This is a genomic window from Candidatus Halocynthiibacter alkanivorans (assembly GCF_003333265.1).
GTDB classification, from domain to species: Bacteria; Pseudomonadota; Alphaproteobacteria; order Rhodobacterales; family Rhodobacteraceae; genus Halocyntiibacter_A; species Halocyntiibacter_A alkanivorans.
This window is the reverse complement of the sequence record NZ_QOLB01000157.1, coordinates 1-20210: the sequence shown is the minus strand read 5'-3', so window position 1 is coordinate 20210 and position 20210 is coordinate 1. Positions and strand designations below refer to the sequence as shown.

Here is a 20210-nt window from a genome sequence, read left to right as displayed (position 1 = left end):
CAAACCTGCCACAATGGCGACAAATTTACCCTCAACCCTGACGCTAGTGGACAGATTCAGCCATTGCGCCGACTCATGCTCCTCCTGCCTCCCGGGCCCGGCCGCCGGAATTCAGACCGCAGGCCTCAATTGCCGGGCTTCAGACGCAGCGCCACAGGATTGTCGCCAAAATGCCTTTTGAACGCCCGGGCAAACCCCTCGGGCGAGCGATACCCGTAGCGTCGCGCCACCGCGTCCACCCGGTCGCCGCGCACCACATCCTGCCGCGCCAGAATTAAACGCCAACGCCGCAGATAAGCCGCCGGCGGCTCTCCCACCACCGCCAGAAACGTCTCGGCAAAGCGTGACAGTGACAGCCCGGCGATCTGCGCCAGCTCCTCATTGCGCCAGCCCCGTCCCGGCGCATCATGAATGGCGACAATCGCCCGGCTCAGACGCGGATCCGACAGGCCCGCCAACAGGCCCGGCGCGGTTGATCCCGCCTCGATCTGCGCCCGCAACATGCGCACAATCATAACTTCGCCGAGCCGGCTGACCACCGATCCGGCCCCACAGCGCTGCGCCTGAAATTCTGTTTGCATCAGGCTGACAAGCCCGCGGCTGTCTGCGTCCCCGCCCAGATCGAACACCACCACATCCGGCAACGCTGCAATCAGCGGGTTGGACATCCCGCCCCAGTCCACCTGCGCACAAAACAACACCTGATCCGCATCTATGACAAATCCGTTCGTGCGGCTGCACAGGACTATCTCTTGCGGCGTCCCGTCGGCAGCCGCCACCACCAGCAGGTTCGCCTCAGCAAGCGCGGCCGGCCGCACCACCAGGCTGAATCGCTCCATCAGTGTCGTCAGTCGGTCAAATCGGGCCATTTCGGATTTTCCGTCGGTTATTTCGGATTTATTCGACACTAACAACCACTACACTGCGAGGCAACAGCACTCAGAATAAGGATATCCCATGCTGCTCCCTCGCCAGAAAACCCCCGACCTGTCCCTGTCCACCCTGGACCACGGTGATTTTGACCTCGCCTCAGAAGTCTCGGACCGCGGCACCGTGATCTGCTTCTACCGCGGACTGCACTGCCCGATTTGTGCCAACTACCTGACTGAGCTGCAAAAACGCGTTGCCGATTTTGCCGAGCGCGGCATCAAAACAATCGCCATCAGCTCCGACGGCGAAGAGCGCACCCGCGCCATGGCCGACAAAATCGGCGCCGACTCGCTGCGTTTTGCCTATGACCTGCCGCTGGCCAAAGCGAAAGAGTGGGGTCTCTATATCTCCACCTCGCGCGGCAAAACCTCGATCGGTATCGAAGAACCAGCGCTGTTCTCTGAGCCCGGCCTGTTCATGGTGACTCCGGAGCAGACACTCTATTACGGCTCTGTCCAGACCATGCCTTTCGTGCGCCCCCATTTCTCCGAACTGCTTGGCGCTGTCGATTTTGCGATCAAAAACGACTACCCGGCCCGCGGCGAATACACCGGCGAAGTCTGATCTGCCTGGCCGGCGCGCCCAAATCAGCGCCGGCCAGCACGACCCGCGGCAGCCAGCCGCCAGGCGCGCATATCGGCCAGCAGCCCCCTGTCTCAGCCACCATCGCGCAAATCCGACTTGCCACTGAAAATCCAGGCTGCATAATCACTTACAATCAATGCAAAGCCTCCCTCCCCCGGTCCGGCACGGTCCTGGACCAGACTGGACAGGCGAAGCGCAGCCCTGACACCCGCCGCATCCGGAACCACACAATGACCGATTTCTCCAAGACCCGCGCAATGTTTCATCTCCCCGAGGGCATGACCTACCTCAACGGCAATTCTCTTGGCCCGATGCCACGCGCCTCCGAAGCCGCCATTTCGCGTTTTCTCAATGACGAATGGAAAAACGAGCTGATCAAAGGCTGGAACAGCAAGGGCTGGTACACGCAGACCAATACGCTTGGCGACCGCATTGGCCGGCTGATCGGCGCGCCCGAAGGCAGCACCGTGGTCGGCGACACGCTCTCGATCAAGGTCTTTCAGGCCGTCGCGGCGGGTCTTGCGCTGGTCCCTGAACGGCGGATAATCCTGTCTGACAGTGGCAATTTTCCCTCCGATCTTTACATGGCCGAAGGGCTGATGAAGCTGAAAGATGACGGCTACAGCCTGCGCACCCCGGATCCTGAGCAAGTAATGGATGCCATCAGTGACGAGGTGGCGGTGCTGCTGATCACCGAGGTCGATTACCGCACCGGGCGCAAACATGACATGAAGGCGCTGATCGAAAAGGCCCACAGCCATGGCGCGGTTGTGGTCTGGGATCTGGCCCACTCCGTCGGCGCGCTGCCGGTGGATGTCACGTCGACTGAAGTCGATTTTGCCGTTGGCTGTACTTATAAATATCTCAACGGTGGCCCGGGCGCGCCGGCGTTCATCTATGTCGCGCCGCGCCACATCGGCTCCGCCGAGCCTGCCCTGTCCGGCTGGTTTGGCCATGCCGCGCCGTTTGATTTCGCCCTCAGCTATACGCCGGCGAACGCCATTGAACGCATGCGCGTCGGCACCCCTTCTATTGCCTCCTTTGCCCTGCTCAACGCGGCGCTGGACGTGTGGGACAATGTGGACATGCAGGATCTGCGCGCCAGATCGGTGGAACTGTCCGAACTTTTCATCACCGAAGTTGAGAACCGCTGCCCCGGAGTGACGCTTGCCAGCCCGCGCAACGCGCTTGAGCGCGGCAGCCATGTGTCCTTCCGCTTTGAACACGGCTACGCCTGTATGCAGGCCCTGATCGCACAAGGGGTCATCGGCGATTTTCGCGCCCCCGACATCATGCGCTTTGGCATCGCACCTCTGTTCAACAGCGAAGCTGACATTCTGCGCGCGGTGGATGTTCTGGCACAGATTCTGCGGGATGAAAGCTGGCAAGATGCGCGCTTTCAATTGCGCGCCCCGGTGACCTGATTTTCGCCAGGAGGGGCAATCCCCCCCCTTCTGCTCAATGCTTTGCCAACCCTCTCGCCTCTGCCTTTGCAAAGCCGTGCCCGGGTGTTTGTCCGCTCCCGATCGGCAGCAAAGCGGGACGCCACCAGCAGATATAACTGTGACTTTCAGCAGCCCCTTAGTTTCACCTGGGCTTTCGGCCCCGCCTATATGATTTTTTTCTGAACATATAACCCAGCTGCCCAATCAGGCTTGCTTCGATCTGGTCGGTCACACCCAGCTTGGAGTCGCACGGGCCCGGTACTTTGTGGGTTCCAAAAACCTGGTCAAACACTGAAAATACCGTTGCAAAGTTCGTTTGGAAAAATCTGTAATCCGCCGCGTGGTGCCATCTGTGCATCGCAGGGGAGACAAAAATGCGCCCCAGCCAGCCGTAGGTCCAGGGCAGATCCGCATGAATAAAATACCCGTAGTAGTGACGCACAAATCCATTTGCGATAACGGCAAACGGCGGCAGGCCCAGAGCCAGCAGAAATGCGCTGTCGATCGCGGTGGTGGTAATCCGGTTGACCGGATGAAACCTCTGAAGCGTGAACCATGTCATTTGGGTATCGGAATGGTGAACAGCGTGGGATGGCCACAATATCCAAGTGTGCTCTAAACGATGCCGCCAGTAGCCAATAAAATCACCGGCAAACACGGCGATAACGATGACAATCTCTTTGGGGAGTTCTGACCAGCTTTCCTGGCTGACAAGTGTCCAGCCGTGCCATTGGAAGAAACTGTTCACCGTCAACGATACGAGAATAATGACGGGTGACATCGCGAACGAATCGAAAAGAAAAATTTTGACGTTCAGCGTGCTTTCCTTAGCGCTCTTTTTAACGTCGGTTATCAGTTTTGCCTTTTTGACCGCCAACCCAATCAACAAAAAGAAAAGAGCGGGCATCAAAAGCCCCTGCACCGCCGTAAGGGAAGAACTAAATCCGAAACTGAATAAATCGATCATATGAACACCCAAATTGCTCTGTTTTGACTTTTGCCTCCGGAACACGACTACCCTAAATTCCGGCATGTGTGGCAAAAATTGGGTGGCTGGTTCCTTCATAAAGTCGCAGGCGCCAAAACAAGTTTTCAGATCACCTGGAAGTACGCCGCACAAGGCGAATTGATCCGGCCACGCAGCTTTGTTGTATGGCGCCCGCCTGCCCGAAAATGGCTGACTGAACAAGCTGCAGCAGCCAACATTTGATCCAGGACCGCTTCGATACGCACCGGGGGAAATATCAACATGAGACGGCACCGCCCGTCAGCAGAGACGATTAAAGCAATGCGCAGTGCGCCGTATTACATACCGACATGTCACGCGGGCATCCGGCGACAATTGATCGATATAAACACGACAACAGACCAAGCTGGTAACATTAAAAAGTGAGTAAGCTGCGCTGCAGACCGGAGGGGCTCTCTCTGCATCAATGACCGGGTAAGTCATTGTTTTTAATGGTCGGGACGGCAAGATTCGAACTTGCGACCTACGGTACCCAAAACCGGGGCAAGACGTTCAGAACGCAGCGCTAATTTGTAAACCAGCGCAAAAACGCCTGTTGAAAATCAATGGGTTACAAGCGTTTTGTAAACTGATTTTGGAAGTAGACTGTTGCCATCACAAGGGATTGTGAACCCAAAGTTTGCGATCCATTGCACTGGATTATTACCCACATGCTCCGTGGCCATTAACCGACGCAATGAGCTTTCGCAACTGAGGCAATGGCCGCGGTCGGCGGTGCGTTCAACTGATCGCCGCAACACACTCTGCAAACCTTTCAGCTGGCGTTTGATACTGCAAGGTCTTGCGGGGCCGCTCATTGAGCTGCCTGGCGATGGCACTGAGTTTGGCTTGGGAATGAACGGAAAGGTCCGGTGTCAGAGCAATCGTGGCAAAATTAGGCCAATGAATGTAAATTGATTTCGTATCATTCCCGTACCTGATCGGCCCGATGATGGATGGGGACGACACAATCTGAAAGCCCTTGTTTTGTTGGGCTTTTGGAATGTCATCAGATTTCGCAGCACCGATTGTAGCATCTGCTTTGCTCTCCGTCATAGGCAAAACTATATAGGGCAATGACTCCAGGGTTGTTTGGGATGCTTTAAGCTGTTCAAACTGTTGGCAAAAGTTCCCTGCCGAGCAAAGACTTAGAAGCATTTCAGAAAAAGGCACTTTCATGACTCACCTCGAAGACTACCTGAAACACTATGTCTCCCTCAAGGCTCCAGGCTATGCCGTTCTTGTAACTGGAGCTTGGGGGACGGGGAAGACGTTTCAGGTCAGAGAGTGCATCCCCGAAGAAAGTCGCGTTTACGTGAGCCTGTATGGTGTCCAATCGGTCGATAAAATTCATGCTGAGGTATTCGCTGCCGCCCACCCGACCAAGGCGAAAACGCGCGGTTTTTTTGAAAAATTCCGCGGCCAGGACGTTGGTGCCGTTGGATTTACTGTCCCTTTGGGGTTCGTTCCCGATATTGCCAATGCATTACTTAGAAACGAGTTGAAGCCTGAAAAGATCTTAATTTTCGATGATCTGGAGAGAAGTGGCCTTGACCTCAAGGAAGTGCTGGGAGCGATAAACTCATATGTCGAACACAAGGATTTTCGCGTTGTTGTAGTCGCCCATGACGACGAGAAACTACTGGGTAAAGACTTCCGAACCTTGAAAGAAAAGACATTCGGTCAAACCGTTCTCGTAGAGCCTCAAATTGAACGAGCTTTCGGGAGATTCTTGAGTGAGATCAAGGTGGAAAAAGCCAGAGATTTCGTAGCTGCTCACAAGGCTCAAATCGAAGATGTCTTCCGGCAATCCAAGGTGAAGTCACTTCGAATATTGAAGCACGCCGTTGAAGATCTGGTCAGGTTGTACAGCGCACTGAATGTAAAGCACCAGAAAAATGCCGAAGCCATGATTGAGCTGGTGCAGACCTTTACGGCGCTGGGGGTCGAAGTCCGATCAGGGCAGCTCGTGGAAAAGGACCTACGTAATAGGAGGGGCGTTCGGATAGGTCACATGATGCGTGATCGTCGCAAAGCCAAGGATCAGCCTGAGACGCCCCCACTGGTGGTAGCCGATGAGAAATATCCGAGTATCGAACTCGAAACTGGAATGCTGAATGATGGTGTTTTGGTCGCGACGCTTATTGAGGGCCGATATCCTATCGAAGAGATTCAGGCATCCATCAACAACTCGCCTCACTTCTTGGTCCCGGAGGAGGTTCCGCCGTGGAAGGTGGTTATCCACTTCGATGATCTGGATGATGAGACCGTTGAAGTAGCCCGCGAGAAGATGGAGCAGCAATTCGAAAAACGCGAGGTGACGGATTCTGGTGAAATGCTGCACATTTTCTGTTTGCGCATGATGATGGCAGAGAACGGAATTATTGACCGAACCGCCGACGAAGTTGTCAGGGAAAGCAAGTCATACTTAAATGATTTGTTGGATTGCGGCCGGTTGCCCCCACAAGGGCCTGACTGGCGATGGTTTGATGAGTTTGATAGATCCTACGATGGATTTGCCTACTGGGTAAGCGAAGCGAACGCTGGCCGTTTCAAAGAGATCTGGGACCATCTCATTGGCTCTCGCGAAGACGCTCTACGGCAAACCTTCCCCGAGGTCCAAAAAGATCTTTTGCGTATAGTCAGGGAGGACCCCAAGGCCTTATTCGAGGCTGTTTCGCCTACCAGCTCTGGCCACAATCCATACGCGACTATCCCTCTGCTACATGAAATTCCTGTTACCGAGTTCGTTGATGCTTGGCTTGGTGGAAATCATGAAAACTGGCGAAACGTCAATCATGCCCTTGAAAACAGATTCAGTCACGGTCAGCTGGAGCGGGATTTGAAGGATGAGAAGGACTGGGCTTTGGAGCTCCTAAATGAACTTGATGCGCGTTCTGAGAGAGAAACTGGCTTCGGTGCTTTGCGGATTAAGAGACTAAAACCTCGAGTCCTTATCGAGTTGGCGCAGTCCTTGGAGAACGCTGACTCAGATGTCGAGTAGGGTGGCAAGTGGAAGTTCTTTGCCATGTGTGATCCTAATTTCCTAATCCGTTCGCCCTTAACAGCTGGTCCGAATTCCCGCGACCACCTCAAACCAATGTGGGCTCTTTCCTGCTGTTTACTGCACTTGGCATGAAGGTCCGCTGTGGGGAAATGGCTCAAACCTTGCAAAGCCCGCAATCTGCGCATTACTGCCCTTGGCGAGGAACGCAGCACGAATAGTTGGGAGTTTCGGTCTATGACTGCTTTCGCGTTGCTGAGGTATGATCCGAGCACGTGCAGCGAATGCACACTTTCCGCCCTTCGCTCCGAAATATGCCTGGTGCAGCAATCGGACTACGTTCCGCCGCCCTACCTGTCAAGAACGGCCCAAACTGGACATTCGTTGTTTTCATCGGCGCTGCGGCACAGCTTCACCGAAGCGGTCGTTCGTGATCCGGTGCAGCAAGAGGCTCGGCCAGCCTTGCTCTGACTTATGCTCCAAATTCCTTGTGTGAAATCGTTGGCCTGCCGCACGCGCAATCATTAAGCTAAGTTTCCCGTTGTCCTCTACGAGCGCAACGAGAATGCGGTTGGGCAGCTTATTCGAATTCACCTTTGGCAGCTGACACATGCCGCTCCTGTTCAATAACAGGACCGGCTCCCCGGATGTGCGGGTTTCGCCAACTGATGCCGCCTGCGCGGTTACGCATGAAGTGACCCTGCACCCAATGCGCTCTACGCGTTCTGCTCTCAGCGTTTCCGCCTTCGTTTTCCCCTTGCATGGCTTGCATTTGCCGCTTTCCCAGCTCACCAAGAGTAACCTTTACCACTCGCATGCCTGGGAGCGGTTTGCCCTCTTTCTGCGCACGGCGGCGTTCCGCTCGGGGATATAAGGGCACTTCCTCCGTTTCCAGCATCGATTTGTGCTGAAACAAGACAGACATACCTACAACCATACTGAGGAAACTGATGCAGATAGGCTGCTCTTGCTTTATCGGAGCCTCAACACTGATATTTTCACCCGTTTCCTTCATGAGTTGATAGGTAGGTGTAAACGAAGTATCGACCGTTGCGCCTTCCGACTTGAAAACCAGCAAGTTGGGAATGAAACCGTTGTTACCTTCGAGAAACACCTGGGTGTACAAAGCGCCTTCGTCTTGAGTGATCAATGCAAATGGTCGCATCCCTTCCGATACCGGTGGAATCGTCAACAACATGGCAGGAAACGGGAGTTGGACGTGACTGAACATGTCTTCCAGCCCGTCTTTCTTCATCTTTGCGGAGAGTTCATACAGCAACGTCTGTGCTGCCTCATCGAGCACATAAAGCTGGGCAATATTTAAGATTTCGCTCTGCCTTTGGCCGTGGAATTCCAGCGTTTCTAGAAGATCCGAGGAAAGCGAAGAGCGATTGATATTCTTCAGCTGAAGGAGCGTGGAGGGGTAGTGTTCGTAAAACGTAAGCAGGGTGGTGAGCATCTTGAACCTCTTTTAGATCAGCCAATTTGAAACAAGAGAGCCGTCTAGGGCTCGTATGGACGATCGAGACTTTTCGAGAGCCTGAGTACATTTGGCATCAAGAAATAAACATCTCTTTCAGAATAACAGAAACCTAGCGCATCCCATCTTCGATCCTCTGTGCATCGCCCGCTTATGCTCGGCAGCCGACGCATTGTTGGCTCATTTAGCTAGGAGGCATATGCCCGTTGTACCCCATGGCACAATCGGCCCTGAACGGCCATTCGTGCCAAATACGTCTAACGGCAGCTCCCAGCTCAAAGCAGTCGCTCTGCCTAAGTACTGCACCCTCGGTCAATAATCGCTTGAGAATACCTGGGCGATTGCTCATGGTCGCTTAATGGTCGGCGCAGAGGAGAAAAGCGGTTATGGACGGTATCGTGGGCTTTGTTTGGGTAAGTTTGATCCTAATCATTTTGGGGTGGCTCTACATCTTTCTCCCGGCATCGATGGCAGCAGAACGCGGCCGGTCAGCGTTTGGCTGGGTTCTCCTCACACTTTTCATTTCACCTTTTTTTACGATTATCGCTCTTTTGGTCCTAGGGCCAACGGTAGAAACTGCGCTTGCCAGAATACAAGAAGAGGAAGGATCTAGCTGACGTGGACGTGCAAGTGGGCAAAACAGCCCATATTCGTTCGCGCCAGACCAGCCCTGAGCTACCATTCGTGCCAAACACGTCTAACGGCAGCCCCCAGCCCAAAGCGGTCACATTTTCCGTCCTGCACCGAACTAATAATCACACGTTTTGCAAATCATCAGATCCGCCATTCATCCACTTCTTAATCCGACGGTTTGCCCTGCTATCATCCATAATTCTCTGATCCTGAGGAAGTTTTAGGCGGATTCGTTTGCTTAATTGAGCGAGAATCTTTGCTCGGCTTGGAGATATACTCTTAAGTATGTCCTCCGCACTTGTGGAAAATGCTAAAGCCAATAAATTATTGTCATGGTCTTCTAGGCATTCAGCAATCCACTGGCGTGCAAAGGCGGCGTTTGAAAGGCGATTAGATGCAGTGTCATTATCCAATTTACGAATTGATTTTTTGTAAAAGATTAAAGCATATTCCGTGTTCCCTTTAAGCTGCAGGCAACGCCCAATGTTCCCGAACTTAGGTCCATCGTGGTCCTCACTGTCAGAAGTTCCCTCCGCTATCTCTTCGACTGACGACCCTCCAAGGAAGAACTCGAGTGCAGGCTCAATTTCGCCAGCGTCACGCCTTGCTAACGCCAAATGGTGTTCGTCCCCATATTGGGTATCAACGTTAGTTTGTGCTTTCAGATCCAGCCCCGCTTCGCCCCATTCAACAGCACGTTTAAAATCTCCCCGCTGCCAAAAAGAATACGCCTTCATGTCACAGTAAAGGATGTATCGCGCTGTTTTCTCAGGAATCGTCGCTTCAAATTGCTCGAAGATAGAATCTGCGCCAGCATGATCTCCAAGCTGGTCCAAACATTCAACAAGCTCGGATACAATCCCATTAAAACCCGAAATCTCGGTAGGCGCAGTACTCCAGTCCAACCTTTCGACAAACATGCGGGCAACACGAACAAACTCCTCAGCATGGCCCCCGCCAAGAAGGGCGCTCTTCGCAGCCGTCAAGGTGTTAGCCGCATCCTGAAACAGCTTTGCCCTAATTTCCAGCTCAGCCTTTTGAGTCCATCGCCCAAGCAAAGGAAGTGGCAAGGAGAACCCGAGTAGGCTTGTCAAAGAAACGATGATGGCATTGTATTGGCCAATTACCAATTTGATATAATCTTGCCTTTCGGCTGGGGAGAAATTTTGCTTTACGAACTGCCGAACCAGCGGATGCAAGTCGTACAAGTCCGGCGCGTTCACCTCCGGCTTTATAACGACAAGGTTCAGACGGATTAGTGATCTGAGTGACTTGTCGAATTTATTATAGCGCAACTTTGTGGAGACATACTTTTCCAGAGTGTCTTTTGTTTCAGCTCTTACTGCTTCCGCCATGATCCTCAGCAACAACTGCTCATTTTCTGATAGGCGCGCCCAGATAGACGAAAGAACGTTAGGGCTTTCTTCTCTGCCACGTCTAATATCTTCGAGCAAACCACTTAGCGTTGTTCCCGGAACCTGCGCGACTTGTACGGCCATTAGATCTAGCCAGAACGGATGCCCGTCCGTCATCTCGTGGGCTGCCTGAATATCCGCTGTTTTGCAAGCGTCATTGGCCACTCCGCGCTTTTCAAATAGGGCCTCGGTTTCATCCAAATTAAGACCGGGCATTGGTATGGTAATTATGCTTGCTTCTGAATACCTCACCTGCGGACGACATGTTAGAATGATTTTGCTCGTCGTAGGGGAAGTTGCGAAAGCTTTCACTAGTTTGTCCAAAAGGCCGACAAAACGGAAATTTTCCAAATCGACATAGTGATCTACATTGTCGAACACAAAAATAGTTTGAGACTCCGCACTGCGAGCTACCAGCAAGTCAGCTAAATCTGCGTCACTTGAACTGACCAACATGTCACTTGTTGTTTCCTCTGAGGTTATCCTGTCAACAGCAGCAATAACTTGAGTTCGTATGCTATCAGCGGCCTCTTTGCAGTCGCGCCAATCCCAAAATCGAAATTTGGTTGTTGACGCAAATGTATCCTTAATGTGCTTAGCTGCTGTCAGTGATTTGCCTTGGCCACCTATTCCAGAAAGGATCACAACTGGTGACTGCGTGGTTTCTAGCGAGCGTAGCTCAGCGTCACGTCCCACCCATGCTTCAATATGAGGCGGACGGTCGCAATCTAATTGCTTAAGTGCGGTAGAGGTTATGGAGAATGGATGGGGTTCATTCTGGGACGCAGTCCCTGCGGACTGGGCTGTCGCATCGTTAGACCAGAAATCGATAAGCTTTGGAAGAAAGGAATGGCAGTCAATGCCAGCATAAAGGCTAGTTCGTCCGCGATTGAGGCCCGGCTGCAATACTGAGCGCAGATGCGCAGGAATGGCCGGAGCGCTATCATAGAACGTCCACAAAACTTCGGGGAAGGCAGCGCCATTTCCGGTCAACTCTTTCAGTGCTGCCGTAAGTATATCTTCCCACCCCCCATATGCGATTACGACGACTAATTTGTCTTTCAATATCTCAAGTAAAGAAGATTTTAGAGCAGGGCGGGTCTGAAGTAGCTGCGTTCCGGTGTGCAACGTATCCGTTCCTCGCCAGAAGCCATGGAAATGAATGACACGGCATCCGTCAGCGTTGGTATTTCCTAAGTCTGCATCTTGTATCAACGAAGTTTGCCACGATTGGCCGCCAGCGCGACGAATTGATACCTCAACCAATGGATCAAAGTTGGACGTTAATATCGTCTTACCAAAAGTGTTTGGCTCGGTAGAAATTAGCCGCCCTAATGCCTCTACTCCACTCGAAAGGTGCCAGCCAGCAACATCGGCTTCGAATTGGCTAAGGTTTTCGTCGTTCAAATGGAGAGGATCAACACTATTGGGTTCATGGTCGGCAGTTGTGTGCCTCGAACATAAAACAGCCTTGCGAACCACTTTGTTGCATACGTCTTGCCCTCTTCGTCCTTGAAGAAAATGAAATGCGGCATGATACTTATTTGATGCGGTAGCAATGTTGTTCTCAAGAGTGATGTGAGGCCCCGTGCCGTCGGGAAACCGCCCGCGTATATCTTCAATCATATCACTTACATCTGACACACCCGGTTGCCCTACTTCTTCCGGAGCGGTGAGCGGTGCACCTACAACAAAAACTACCTCTTTTGAGGTTTCTTTAATACCGTCTGACAGACGATCAAGCAGCGCTTCTTCATCATGAAAAATTAGATCTTCAAAATTTGTCACTTGGGGAACCGCTCATAATTAGATGAATTGACATGCATAGTATTGGTTCGCGCGACGGTTGAAAAGATGGGAAAGCTCAGAAACTGATCAAATTGCGAAAGTATCAATCAACCGAAGTCACCTGTGAGCTGCGTCCACAAAACCCCTCCAACTTTGCAAAGTCATCTGTCTGTGCATTGCCGCCGTCCATGCAAATCGCAGCGAATGGCGGGTCACCGCCCAAACTGACAAAATGCTGTAACTGCACATAGCTGGAAACTCTCAGAGACCAAAGCCCCGACAATTAAACCGGGGCTTTCCATATTCTTCGCTCCGCTCACAGCAGCCCGGCTGGCGCGTCTGCGTTTGATATGATCAGCTCCCGCGCCTTTTGCTCAGATGCCTGCCGGCCGACCGTGTAGGTCAGGCGGACCTCATCAAGGATGAACGCGGCGAACACCTCGCGGATTTCAGGCGTATCATTGATCGACAGGATGAACTTACCCTTGTTTCCGGCCAGCTGCCCGGCCATGCGCGCAAAGTCATCGCGCGCAAACATGCCCTTGCCATAATCCGTCTCGCCGCCGTGATAGGGCGGATCCAGATAGAACAGCGTGTCGGCGGTGTCGTAGCGCCTGATCAGCCCTGACCAGTCGAGGCTTTCAAACACCACACCATCGAGGCGCTCCGATGCGGCTTCAAGGATCGGCTCCAGCTTCGCCAGGCTGAAGCGCGGCGAATGAGCGGGCGAGACACCAAACACGCCCCGTGACTGCCCGCCAAAGGCCAGCCGCTGCAGATACAGGAAGCGCGCTGCGCGTTCGAGGTCGGTCAGGGTGGCGGGATCGGTGTGGCGCAGCCGTTCAAAATCGCGCCGGCTGCTGAACTGCCGTTACTGATCATTGAACTTCTACTGCACTGTCCAGTATCATTTCGGAAAATGGCTTCGCACAGTAGGGTACATATGGAGAAGGTTTTAATCGAGCTAGAGCCAGATAGTTGGCATGGCTTCTCCACAGAAAGCGTGTGGGCAACCAAACTAGGTGATGACCTATTTCGACTTGAGAACTCGCCATTCTTCGCGAATGACTTGAGCTACGAAGATGTCATCAAAACCACTTTGAAGGAGAGGGTGAATTATTTCATTGAAACAGTCACTTCGTCGGGGCGCTCAACTTATCGCATTATACCCAACAATGCAGCAGACAGCGCAAGCTTTGAACGCTACTGGCGACCGATTGAGGACCTAGGTTGTTCGTTCGAACAAGGCAACTTTGGATTTATTCTTTTCGCAGTCGACGTACCTAGCGACACCAATATCCACCAAGTCTTTGCTCTGTTGGAAGAAGGAGTGCACAACAAAGTCTGGGAATTCGAAGAAGGGCACTGCAGCCATTCAATTTGAGACCAACGAAACGGTCTTTTTGGGCTCGAACCAGCTCTCTGTTTGCGATAGTGTCAAGGAGTTGGGTTCGTTGTCATTCGGGGTCGCGGTTCTCTACGAAGTCGATCCTGCCGCTTCATGATGGCGTCCGGGAGCTGATCTGCCAAAATGTCGTTCGCGAAGTTAGCGGTGTGCTACTTCAGCAGCTTCTGACTGGCTTGATCCGCCTCCGTCCCGAAGGACGCTGAGCCCGCCGTTGATCTCTCGGGCAGGTATTCCGTTCTTGATATCAGGCTTTGGCCTCCATGCTTGTTTCAAAGACTGTTCCGTCGCGCCAAATGCAATGCAGGATGACCGCGAGCTTGCGCGATGTTGCCACAGCGGCTTTCTTGAACCCCTTTCGGTCCCGCAGGCGCCTGGCCCAGGTTAACAGCGGAGATGGCTTTTTGACCTGAGTGATCAACGTCGAGGCTGCAGAGTAAAGCAAGCGCCGCAGATCGCGGTCTCCACATTTTGAGATGCGTCCTGACCAATCCATATCACCCGACTGATGTCGCTTGGGTGTGAGGCCCAGAAATGCGCCCACATCCTTCGACCTCCTGAAGCGACCGGCGTCATCGAGCGTTGCGATATAAGAGAGAGCAACCACCGGACCAACACCCGGAACGGTCATGAGGCGGCGCGCAAGATCACTGCCGCGCGCTATGCGTCTCAGCTCATCATCCATGGTCTCTGTCGCAGCGCAGAGGGCCTTGTGGATTGGACTGAACATTTCTTCCATCACGCTGATTGCGGGATCGGCCGACTCCGCCCCGGCAAGCTGATCTCTGAAGCCCTGCCGCTGTTTCGTGCGATACACCGCCCCCATACAGACCCCAAAGACCTTCAAGACACCACGAACATGCCCTTCCAGGTCCTTACGCATCCTGATCAGGCGCTCTCGTGTGCCGATCAACACGCGGACGCGCTCAGAGGCCTCGCTTCGAATGTGTACTTCTGTGAACCAGCCAGTGCGCGCGAGATGGGCCAGGCCTTCTGCGTCACCAACGTCGGATTTGTTGATACGCCCTGACAAGGCCTTGTGGGCAAGGCGGGCATCAATGCAAATTATCGGCAGGCCGCGCTTCTCCAGTTCGCGCGTCAGCCAGATGGCGAGAATTCCACTCTCATGCACCACACGCTCCGGATCGGGCGCATGCCTGGAAATGAACGATGTAATCTGATCAGGATCAGAGGTTGTCTCTCCGCGCGCAAGAACGGCACCCTGAGCGTCAACAACGCAGATGGAAACTGATTTCACGGATACATCCAGACCAACATAATAAGACATGGTCGTTCTCCTCTACCGCTTGTGATTTGTGAGGCCAGTATACTGAACCTCGTTCGCCCAGGGAGAGCGACCACCGCAAACACACCATGTCGTTCGCTGCAGCTTGAACGAACGACCGCTGAGCGGACCAAGTGAACCTTAGATATCAGCTTCAGCATTTAGGCGTTTTTTTTGATCTTCATTGTTAAGTGAACCCCTTTCGCTGAGCCATATAACAATGCCGCAAACGGCCACAAATGAAAGTACCGCATCAACGAGGTCCACTGAGATTCTGAAACTAAGTCCACTACCTAAAGCGCCAATAAAGTCGATAACACAGAATGCGGCGAACGGCACCGCGACCCAAAAAAGTTCTCTGCGCAATCCTATGAGAACGAGATACAAAAAAATGGCTGACGCAGAGGAAACAAGTGCTATCGAAAATAATTCCTTGTCATTGTCCCAGATGCCAAGGGCAGAAAATACCACAATTAAAACAGACTGAAGCCAAACCATATATTTTGTTGCTTGAATTGCCAAATTCATACTGACTCCCAAAATAAGCTAAAAAGAATTCTAAAAATTATTTCTTTCATAGAATGGAGGATTCTTCTAGCGGTTTGAATTGTTACTTTGGGCTCAGCGCCGCCATTCGCTGCGGTCGGATTGAATGTCGACTGCTATACGGAAGCTCTCAGGCTGCACTTTTTGCCCCGCTATTTAAGCGCGTCGGCCACCAAGTCGCTTGCCGCGATGGCAATGGCCTTTTCCGCGCCGCATTCAATAAGCTGATCCCCCAGGCGACCGGCAATGAGTTCCCAGTCGCCGGCACCGATGAATTTTGAGGGGTGCGGGCATGGCGCGCGCACCTCTGCCGACAGATCAGGGGGGCGGACCCCAGCGGCGTTGAAGGCGGCGCAGCTCGCCAGAAGTGGGCCGGCGAGTGCCAGCGTTAGAATCCGTCCGGATCTCATTTTCGATACCCTCCACCAGGTGGTTGCGCGCTTCGATCGAAGCCGCCAGCCGCGCGGACTGGACCGACAATTCGTCGGCGGCTTTGAACAGGTCTTGCTGAAGCTCAATGCGGCTTTGCTCATAGGCCGCAGTTGCGCGGCCATAACCCGATTGATAGCCCTGCCAGAACCCGAGCATGCCGGCGAGGGCACAAGCCGCCACCAGCATGCCGATCGAGCGCATCATGCGGCGCCCTTGACGAAACCATGATCCCGCAGCGCCGCGTGGAATGCAGCGCGGGTCTGAGGCCCGGATACGCCATCGGCATCCAGCCCAGCATCGAGCTGAAACGCGTGCACATCTCCAGGATCATATCCGAGGAACACCAGAGCGGTGCGGGCGTAAAGTTCCAGCCGGTCACGGTAGCCGTTCAAGCCACCATTGATCCGACGGGTCACCATCTCGATATCGCCCCGGTCAGCGTAGCGGTTGAGCTTACGTCGCTCCCAATACCAGAGCGGCGCAAGCCCCTCCCACGGATCGGTATTGAGCAGATCCGGTGATGCGACGAAGTCCGGCGCGTCCGGAATTTTAGCCTGCGCCCACGCGGTGAACAGCGCATAGTTTGCCCGCCCGGTCACCTGAATGCCGCTGCGGCCGGAATACAAGCGCCCGTCCCCGTCCTGCGCTGGCGAATTGCCGAGATCAGTGCGGGTGTCATAGCGCGCCTGTGCCGGCGTCGGCCCCCAGATTTCTTTGTCATAGCGAAACCGCCCGCTTTCATGGGCGATCTGCGGAATATACTGGGCGAGCCGGTCGGGACGTTCCAGCCCCAGCTTGACATAACCGTAGGCTTCAAGCCCCGCGATGACCGACGCCATGTTTGCTGTTTCCCGGGCTGTGCCGGCAATCAGCGCAAGTTGTGCTGTACTGACCCTCATTTCGCACGCCCTCCACGCAGACGCCCCAGCAGGATACTCACGACCCCTGCCCCTGCACTCGATGCTTCTTCGCGTATGCCCATCAGGAACAGCAGCACCGTCGGCAGCACCAGCGCCGAGGTGAGCCCGCCCACGGCCATCGACAATTGGAACGGCGCCAGGCCATACAGCTTCGCAATCAATGCGAACAGCAGGCCAGTGAAGACGGCCGACACGATCGTTGCAAAGGTGCCGCGCCGGCTTTGCAGTGGCATATGCAATCGCGCCAGCAGCCCCAGCCCGATCGAAAGCCCCAGCCCGCCGATAAAGTCAGGCACCCCGACCGAGAAGCCAAGTGCGGCTATCACCACCGCCAACACCGTGACCAGCGTATCAAATGTTGTTTCTTTCACTGCTCAATACCCTCTGTATTAGATTTGCCAAAACGGCACGACAACGGGCCGCGCGGATCTGCACGGCCTGAAGAATTGATTTTCGGAATGTTTCGCTGCTCAGAGCGGCTTCAGATTATGCCGGCCAGTGCTCATTGTTGGCATAATCTGCCGGGATGGGGTTGGCGTCTTTCAGCGCCACGCTTGCCTCATGGACCGCGCCCATCCACGCAGCACCCAACCGCCACAACGTCACCATTTGCGGCGGCGTGAGAAGGTGATCTTCGTTTTTCCGATCGCGAAACTTGGTGATTGTCGTTGTGTCGGCAGCATCGATGCGGTCTTTCGCCACATCTTTCAGGCCGAGCAAACTGATCTGATCTTTCTCGCGCCCCTGCAGCGCAACCGGCACCGCATAACCTGGGAGCGATATATCCGTGCCGGCCTCGATGCGCCGGGTGCGCTCTGCGTTCACCTCATCGGTTGTGGGACCTGGCGCAGGCGGCGGCGTATCAATAACTTCCGCATAGGTGCCACCAATCACTGCCGCGAGCGCGGCGATGTTGGCCGGGTCGCTGACAATGGTGTTAACCACCACGCCGCCCTGGGAGATATCATATTTCATGTGGTTTTCCCTCAGTAATAAACGACGAACAGGCAGCCGGCACCGCCAGCGCCGCCATAAGAGTTTGCTTCCCGGCCACCGTCAGTATCAACACAGTAGCCGCCGCCTCCGCCTCCGCCGCGTGTACCCGCCCCGCCAATCACATCATCTTTGCTTGACCAGTTGCTGTACTCACCCGCCCCGTGACCACCCAGACCTTGATCGTCGATAAATGGCACGCCATTGGCGGCTGCACGGGCCATTAGGAATGTAATGTCCGCGTAGGGCGATCCCGGGTAGACCGCCGAGGCGGCTTGGGTTGCGGTGTATTTGATGATCTTATCGCCGCTCGCCGTGTCCACAATGGATACCGCTGCACGCGCGGTTGGGTGGCCAAAGTTGGGAGCACCACCACCAGAAGCCTTACCATTGTTGCCCGACGGATCGAGACTGAGGCCGGTTGCGCCGGTGTAATTGTAATCTCCACCGGAGCCGACCCCGCCCGCTGCGCCTACTGTAAGACCAGCTGAGCTGTTCCCGTCCCCACCAGCGCCGCCGGTTGCTGTCAGCGCCACACCTGTCCCGGTGAAAGTCGAAGTCCCACCAGTGCCGCCATCGGCGCCAGGATCGTTGTAATCTGAAAGACCAGCAGCAGAACCGCCGGCACCTATCATAAGAGAATAGGAGTCCGCGGTATTGACGTTCATTACCTTGACGGAAGATCCACCGGGGCCGCCGCCGTGGGCAGTGGCTTCGTCCTGTCGGTCAGAGCCAGACCCGCCACCGCCGCCGCCACCGACGAGGTAGATTTCCACGTCCCCGGCCTGTGTGAATTTGAATGCGGCGTCGGAAGCATCATAGGCCTCAATCTTGACCGGAAGCGATGCGCCCCCGACTCCAGACAGTTTTGCCTTTTCTGCGTCGGTGAATACATTGGTATCTGCGTTTGCCTCATAGGCCGCCTTGATTGCAGCGTTATCCAGGTTGAGCAAATCGCCCCATCCGGAATTTGCTGCGTTCCGCGCTTTCCAGACCGACGTTGCGCCGGAAGTGTCGACCCAGATCATATAGGGATAGGTTTCTGACGGCTCAGCATTGCCGGCGTTGTTCGACGCGATCGCTGCAAAGACACTGTTGAAGAACGCCAGCGCTGCGGCGTCATTGTGGGACACGTCCGGGGTATAGGTTGCCTGGCTCATGGATACCTCTTGTGGCGCGTTTTATGCGGCCTGTGTTGCAGTGATTGTCAGCCCGGTCACATCGACCGAGTATTCGGTGTTTTCAGCAGTGAGAACGGCGCGAAATTGAAAAGTGCGACCGGCAAATTCGGCGGCATCAAAACTGGTCCAAGCTGACCAGACCGGAGATCCCACCGGGTCGTCATTGGTCGATTGCACCTGAATATCGATATCGCCAAAAGCGCCGGCGGCCGTCCAGAACGCGTCGCCGCCCCGGTTCCAGAATGAACTGCCGCCGGGGCTCCAGAACAGATCTCCGCGCCGGCCGATCAGAACCTGGACATCAGAGATCAACCGCACTGCCTGCACAGAGCCGAGATCGATATTGCCCGACAGCGCATAGGTGCCTTCCAGCTGACCGCTGGACAGTTCCAGAACGCTGGATGCCACTGCGCAACCGACTTTGGTGCCAGCGAACGCGGGATGGGCAACCATCTGGGCAACTTGCGTTGTGGCGATAATTGATGCCCCGGTGGTTGTGTCGGTGGCGACCGGACCCGGAATGCCAAGGGCATCGAATGGCCGCGCCAGATATGTGCCGGATTTCAGCGGCAGCGTTGCTTCAGTGTTGCCCCCATAAATGGATTTTCCTATCGAGGTGGATGCCTGCCAGGACGCTCCGGTCAATGCACTGGAATGGCGAAATTCGATCCGCCCGCCCTGCTGAACATCAAGAGACGGATGACGCTGCCAGCGCATCATCGCCACACCACCACCAAGCGCCTGGATTGACAGGCCCGACAGCGCCACCGGCGCTGCGTTAACACCAAGGATTGCCACTGGCGGGCTGTAAGACCAGTCTGACCAAATGCCGCGTTTCGTCTGGCAGCGGGCGCCAAACACGTAGGTGCCCGGCGCGATATCATCCAGCGTATCAGCGCCCGACTGTGTCAGCGGGCGCAGGTTGTCTGTGCTTTCCGAGGACAGCCGCCAAGCAAACTGCCACGCAGCCACAAACGGATTTGTGCTGGTCGAGCTCAGGTGGACCCGGGTTTTGACACCGCCGCCGCCGCGCGTTTCGTAAAGTTCCTCGCTCGCCGCCGGCGCGGTCAGCGTCGGCTTGGTGGTCGGTGATGGCAGGGTGGATATACCGCCGGCGGGTTTTGGGGTTTCCTCGCGGGGCAGCCAGTTAAATATATCCGGG

General features: G+C 54.7%; 18 protein-coding genes and 1 pseudogene. 5 read left to right on the top strand and 14 right to left on the bottom strand.

Features of this window, described 5'->3' with window-relative positions; genetic code table 11:
- Positions 1 to 125 precede the first annotated feature (125 nt).
- A complete protein-coding gene (locus tag DWA01_RS20860; RefSeq protein ID WP_200832636.1) occupies positions 126 to 869 on the bottom strand; it encodes a helix-turn-helix transcriptional regulator in 744 nt (247 codons plus the stop codon).
- 88 nt (positions 870 to 957) lie between these two features.
- Between DWA01_RS20860 and DWA01_RS20855 the strand changes: the two genes are divergently transcribed.
- Together DWA01_RS20855 and kynU are read left to right on the top strand one after the other, a co-directional pair.
- Positions 958 to 1494 (top strand): peroxiredoxin-like family protein, encoded by a 537-nt coding sequence (locus tag DWA01_RS20855; protein ID WP_114287741.1) that lies wholly within the window; start codon positions 958 to 960, stop codon positions 1492 to 1494.
- 251 nt (positions 1495 to 1745) lie between these two features.
- Positions 1746 to 2939: a kynureninase gene (gene kynU / locus DWA01_RS20850; protein ID WP_114287740.1), complete on the top strand. Its 1194-nt coding sequence runs from the start codon at positions 1746 to 1748 to the stop codon at positions 2937 to 2939.
- A gap of 163 nt (positions 2940 to 3102) precedes the next feature.
- Here kynU and DWA01_RS20845 read toward each other — a convergent pair whose 3' ends face one another.
- Together DWA01_RS20845 and DWA01_RS20840 are read right to left on the bottom strand one after the other, a co-directional pair.
- Positions 3103 to 3927, bottom strand: a complete 825-nt coding sequence (locus DWA01_RS20845) for a sterol desaturase family protein (protein ID WP_114287739.1) — start codon at positions 3925 to 3927, stop codon at positions 3103 to 3105.
- Between the two features lie 780 nt (positions 3928 to 4707).
- Positions 4708 to 4836: pseudogene (locus DWA01_RS20840) on the bottom strand (IS30 family transposase); the annotation flags it as partial.
- A gap of 307 nt (positions 4837 to 5143) precedes the next feature.
- Here DWA01_RS20840 and DWA01_RS20835 point away from each other — a divergent pair.
- Positions 5144 to 6970, top strand: coding sequence for a hypothetical protein (locus DWA01_RS20835; protein ID WP_114287738.1), 1827 nt, complete (start codon positions 5144 to 5146; stop codon positions 6968 to 6970).
- 580 nt (positions 6971 to 7550) lie between these two features.
- Here the strand turns inward: DWA01_RS20835 and DWA01_RS20830 are convergent.
- A complete protein-coding gene (locus tag DWA01_RS20830; protein ID WP_114287737.1) occupies positions 7551 to 8429 on the bottom strand; it encodes a hypothetical protein in 879 nt (292 codons plus the stop codon).
- A 407-nt stretch (positions 8430 to 8836) separates the two neighbouring features.
- Between DWA01_RS20830 and DWA01_RS20825 the strand changes: the two genes are divergently transcribed.
- Positions 8837 to 9067, top strand: a complete 231-nt coding sequence (locus DWA01_RS20825) for a hypothetical protein (RefSeq protein WP_114287736.1) — start codon at positions 8837 to 8839, stop codon at positions 9065 to 9067.
- Between the two features lie 138 nt (positions 9068 to 9205).
- On the opposite strand, the gene DWA01_RS23015 is transcribed toward DWA01_RS20825, so the two are convergent.
- Both DWA01_RS23015 and DWA01_RS20815 read right to left on the bottom strand, forming a co-directional pair.
- Positions 9206 to 12286: a hypothetical protein gene (locus tag DWA01_RS23015; RefSeq protein WP_136057798.1), complete on the bottom strand. Its 3081-nt coding sequence runs from the start codon at positions 12284 to 12286 to the stop codon at positions 9206 to 9208.
- 316 nt (positions 12287 to 12602) lie between these two features.
- Positions 12603 to 13100 carry a DNA adenine methylase gene (locus DWA01_RS20815; protein WP_268807760.1) on the bottom strand — a complete coding sequence of 166 codons (498 nt, stop codon included), beginning with the start codon at positions 13098 to 13100 and terminating at the stop codon, positions 12603 to 12605.
- Between the two features lie 15 nt (positions 13101 to 13115).
- Here DWA01_RS20815 and DWA01_RS20810 point away from each other — a divergent pair, with 15 nt between their 5' ends.
- Entirely contained in the window at positions 13116 to 13670 is a 555-nt protein-coding gene (locus DWA01_RS20810; protein ID WP_136057797.1) for a DUF4265 domain-containing protein, read from the top strand.
- A 268-nt stretch (positions 13671 to 13938) separates the two neighbouring features.
- Here the strand turns inward: DWA01_RS20810 and DWA01_RS20805 are convergent, their stop codons facing one another.
- The 8 genes from DWA01_RS20805 to DWA01_RS23205 all read right to left on the bottom strand — a co-directional run.
- Positions 13939 to 14979 (bottom strand): IS110 family RNA-guided transposase, encoded by a 1041-nt coding sequence (locus DWA01_RS20805; RefSeq protein WP_114287732.1) that lies wholly within the window; start codon positions 14977 to 14979, stop codon positions 13939 to 13941.
- A gap of 138 nt (positions 14980 to 15117) precedes the next feature.
- Entirely contained in the window at positions 15118 to 15504 is a 387-nt protein-coding gene (locus tag DWA01_RS20800; protein WP_136057796.1) for a hypothetical protein, read from the bottom strand.
- A gap of 336 nt (positions 15505 to 15840) precedes the next feature.
- The gene (locus tag DWA01_RS23210) at positions 15841 to 16158 is read right to left on the bottom strand and encodes a hypothetical protein (protein ID WP_160116089.1); all 318 of its coding nucleotides are present in this window, start codon (positions 16156 to 16158) and stop codon (positions 15841 to 15843) included.
- A complete protein-coding gene (locus DWA01_RS20790; RefSeq protein WP_114287729.1) occupies positions 16155 to 16853 on the bottom strand; it encodes a peptidoglycan-binding protein in 699 nt (232 codons plus the stop codon). The genes DWA01_RS23210 and DWA01_RS20790 overlap by 4 nt, the downstream gene beginning before the upstream one ends.
- The gene (locus tag DWA01_RS20785) at positions 16850 to 17245 is read right to left on the bottom strand and encodes a hypothetical protein (protein WP_114287728.1); all 396 of its coding nucleotides are present in this window, start codon (positions 17243 to 17245) and stop codon (positions 16850 to 16852) included. The genes DWA01_RS20790 and DWA01_RS20785 overlap by 4 nt, the downstream gene beginning before the upstream one ends.
- 115 nt (positions 17246 to 17360) lie before the next feature.
- Complete coding sequence (locus DWA01_RS20780; protein WP_114287727.1) at positions 17361 to 17849, bottom strand: DUF4376 domain-containing protein; 489 nt, start codon at positions 17847 to 17849, stop codon at positions 17361 to 17363.
- An 11-nt stretch (positions 17850 to 17860) separates the two neighbouring features.
- Positions 17861 to 19027: a glycine-rich domain-containing protein gene (locus tag DWA01_RS20775; protein ID WP_114287726.1), complete on the bottom strand. Its 1167-nt coding sequence runs from the start codon at positions 19025 to 19027 to the stop codon at positions 17861 to 17863.
- Positions 19028 to 19048: 21 nt separating this feature from the next.
- A partial coding sequence (locus tag DWA01_RS23205; RefSeq protein ID WP_473206064.1) for a phage tail protein occupies positions 19049 to 20210 on the bottom strand: 1162 nt, incomplete at its 5' end.

Excerpts from the sequence above, each read along its gene's own strand:
- DWA01_RS20860 (WP_200832636.1), bottom strand. The coding sequence starts at position 869 with ATGGCCCGATTTGACCGACTGACGACACTGATGGAGCGATTCAGCCTG.
- DWA01_RS20800 (WP_136057796.1), bottom strand. The coding sequence starts at position 15,504 with ATGAATTTGGCAATTCAAGCAACAAAATATATGGTTTGGCTTCAGTCT.
- DWA01_RS20825 (WP_114287736.1), top strand. The coding sequence starts at position 8,837 with ATGGACGGTATCGTGGGCTTTGTTTGGGTAAGTTTGATCCTAATCATT.
- DWA01_RS20790 (WP_114287729.1), bottom strand. The coding sequence starts at position 16,853 with ATGAGGGTCAGTACAGCACAACTTGCGCTGATTGCCGGCACAGCCCGG.
- DWA01_RS20775 (WP_114287726.1), bottom strand. The coding sequence starts at position 19,027 with ATGAGCCAGGCAACCTATACCCCGGACGTGTCCCACAATGACGCCGCA.
- DWA01_RS20855 (WP_114287741.1), top strand. The coding sequence starts at position 958 with ATGCTGCTCCCTCGCCAGAAAACCCCCGACCTGTCCCTGTCCACCCTG.
- DWA01_RS23210 (WP_160116089.1), bottom strand. The coding sequence starts at position 16,158 with ATGATGCGCTCGATCGGCATGCTGGTGGCGGCTTGTGCCCTCGCCGGC.
- DWA01_RS20780 (WP_114287727.1), bottom strand. The coding sequence starts at position 17,849 with ATGAAATATGATATCTCCCAGGGCGGCGTGGTGGTTAACACCATTGTC.
- kynU (WP_114287740.1), top strand. The coding sequence starts at position 1,746 with ATGACCGATTTCTCCAAGACCCGCGCAATGTTTCATCTCCCCGAGGGC.
- DWA01_RS20805 (WP_114287732.1), bottom strand. The coding sequence starts at position 14,979 with ATGTCTTATTATGTTGGTCTGGATGTATCCGTGAAATCAGTTTCCATC.
- DWA01_RS20835 (WP_114287738.1), top strand. The coding sequence starts at position 5,144 with ATGACTCACCTCGAAGACTACCTGAAACACTATGTCTCCCTCAAGGCT.
- DWA01_RS20830 (WP_114287737.1), bottom strand. The coding sequence starts at position 8,429 with ATGCTCACCACCCTGCTTACGTTTTACGAACACTACCCCTCCACGCTC.
- DWA01_RS20845 (WP_114287739.1), bottom strand. The coding sequence starts at position 3,927 with ATGATCGATTTATTCAGTTTCGGATTTAGTTCTTCCCTTACGGCGGTG.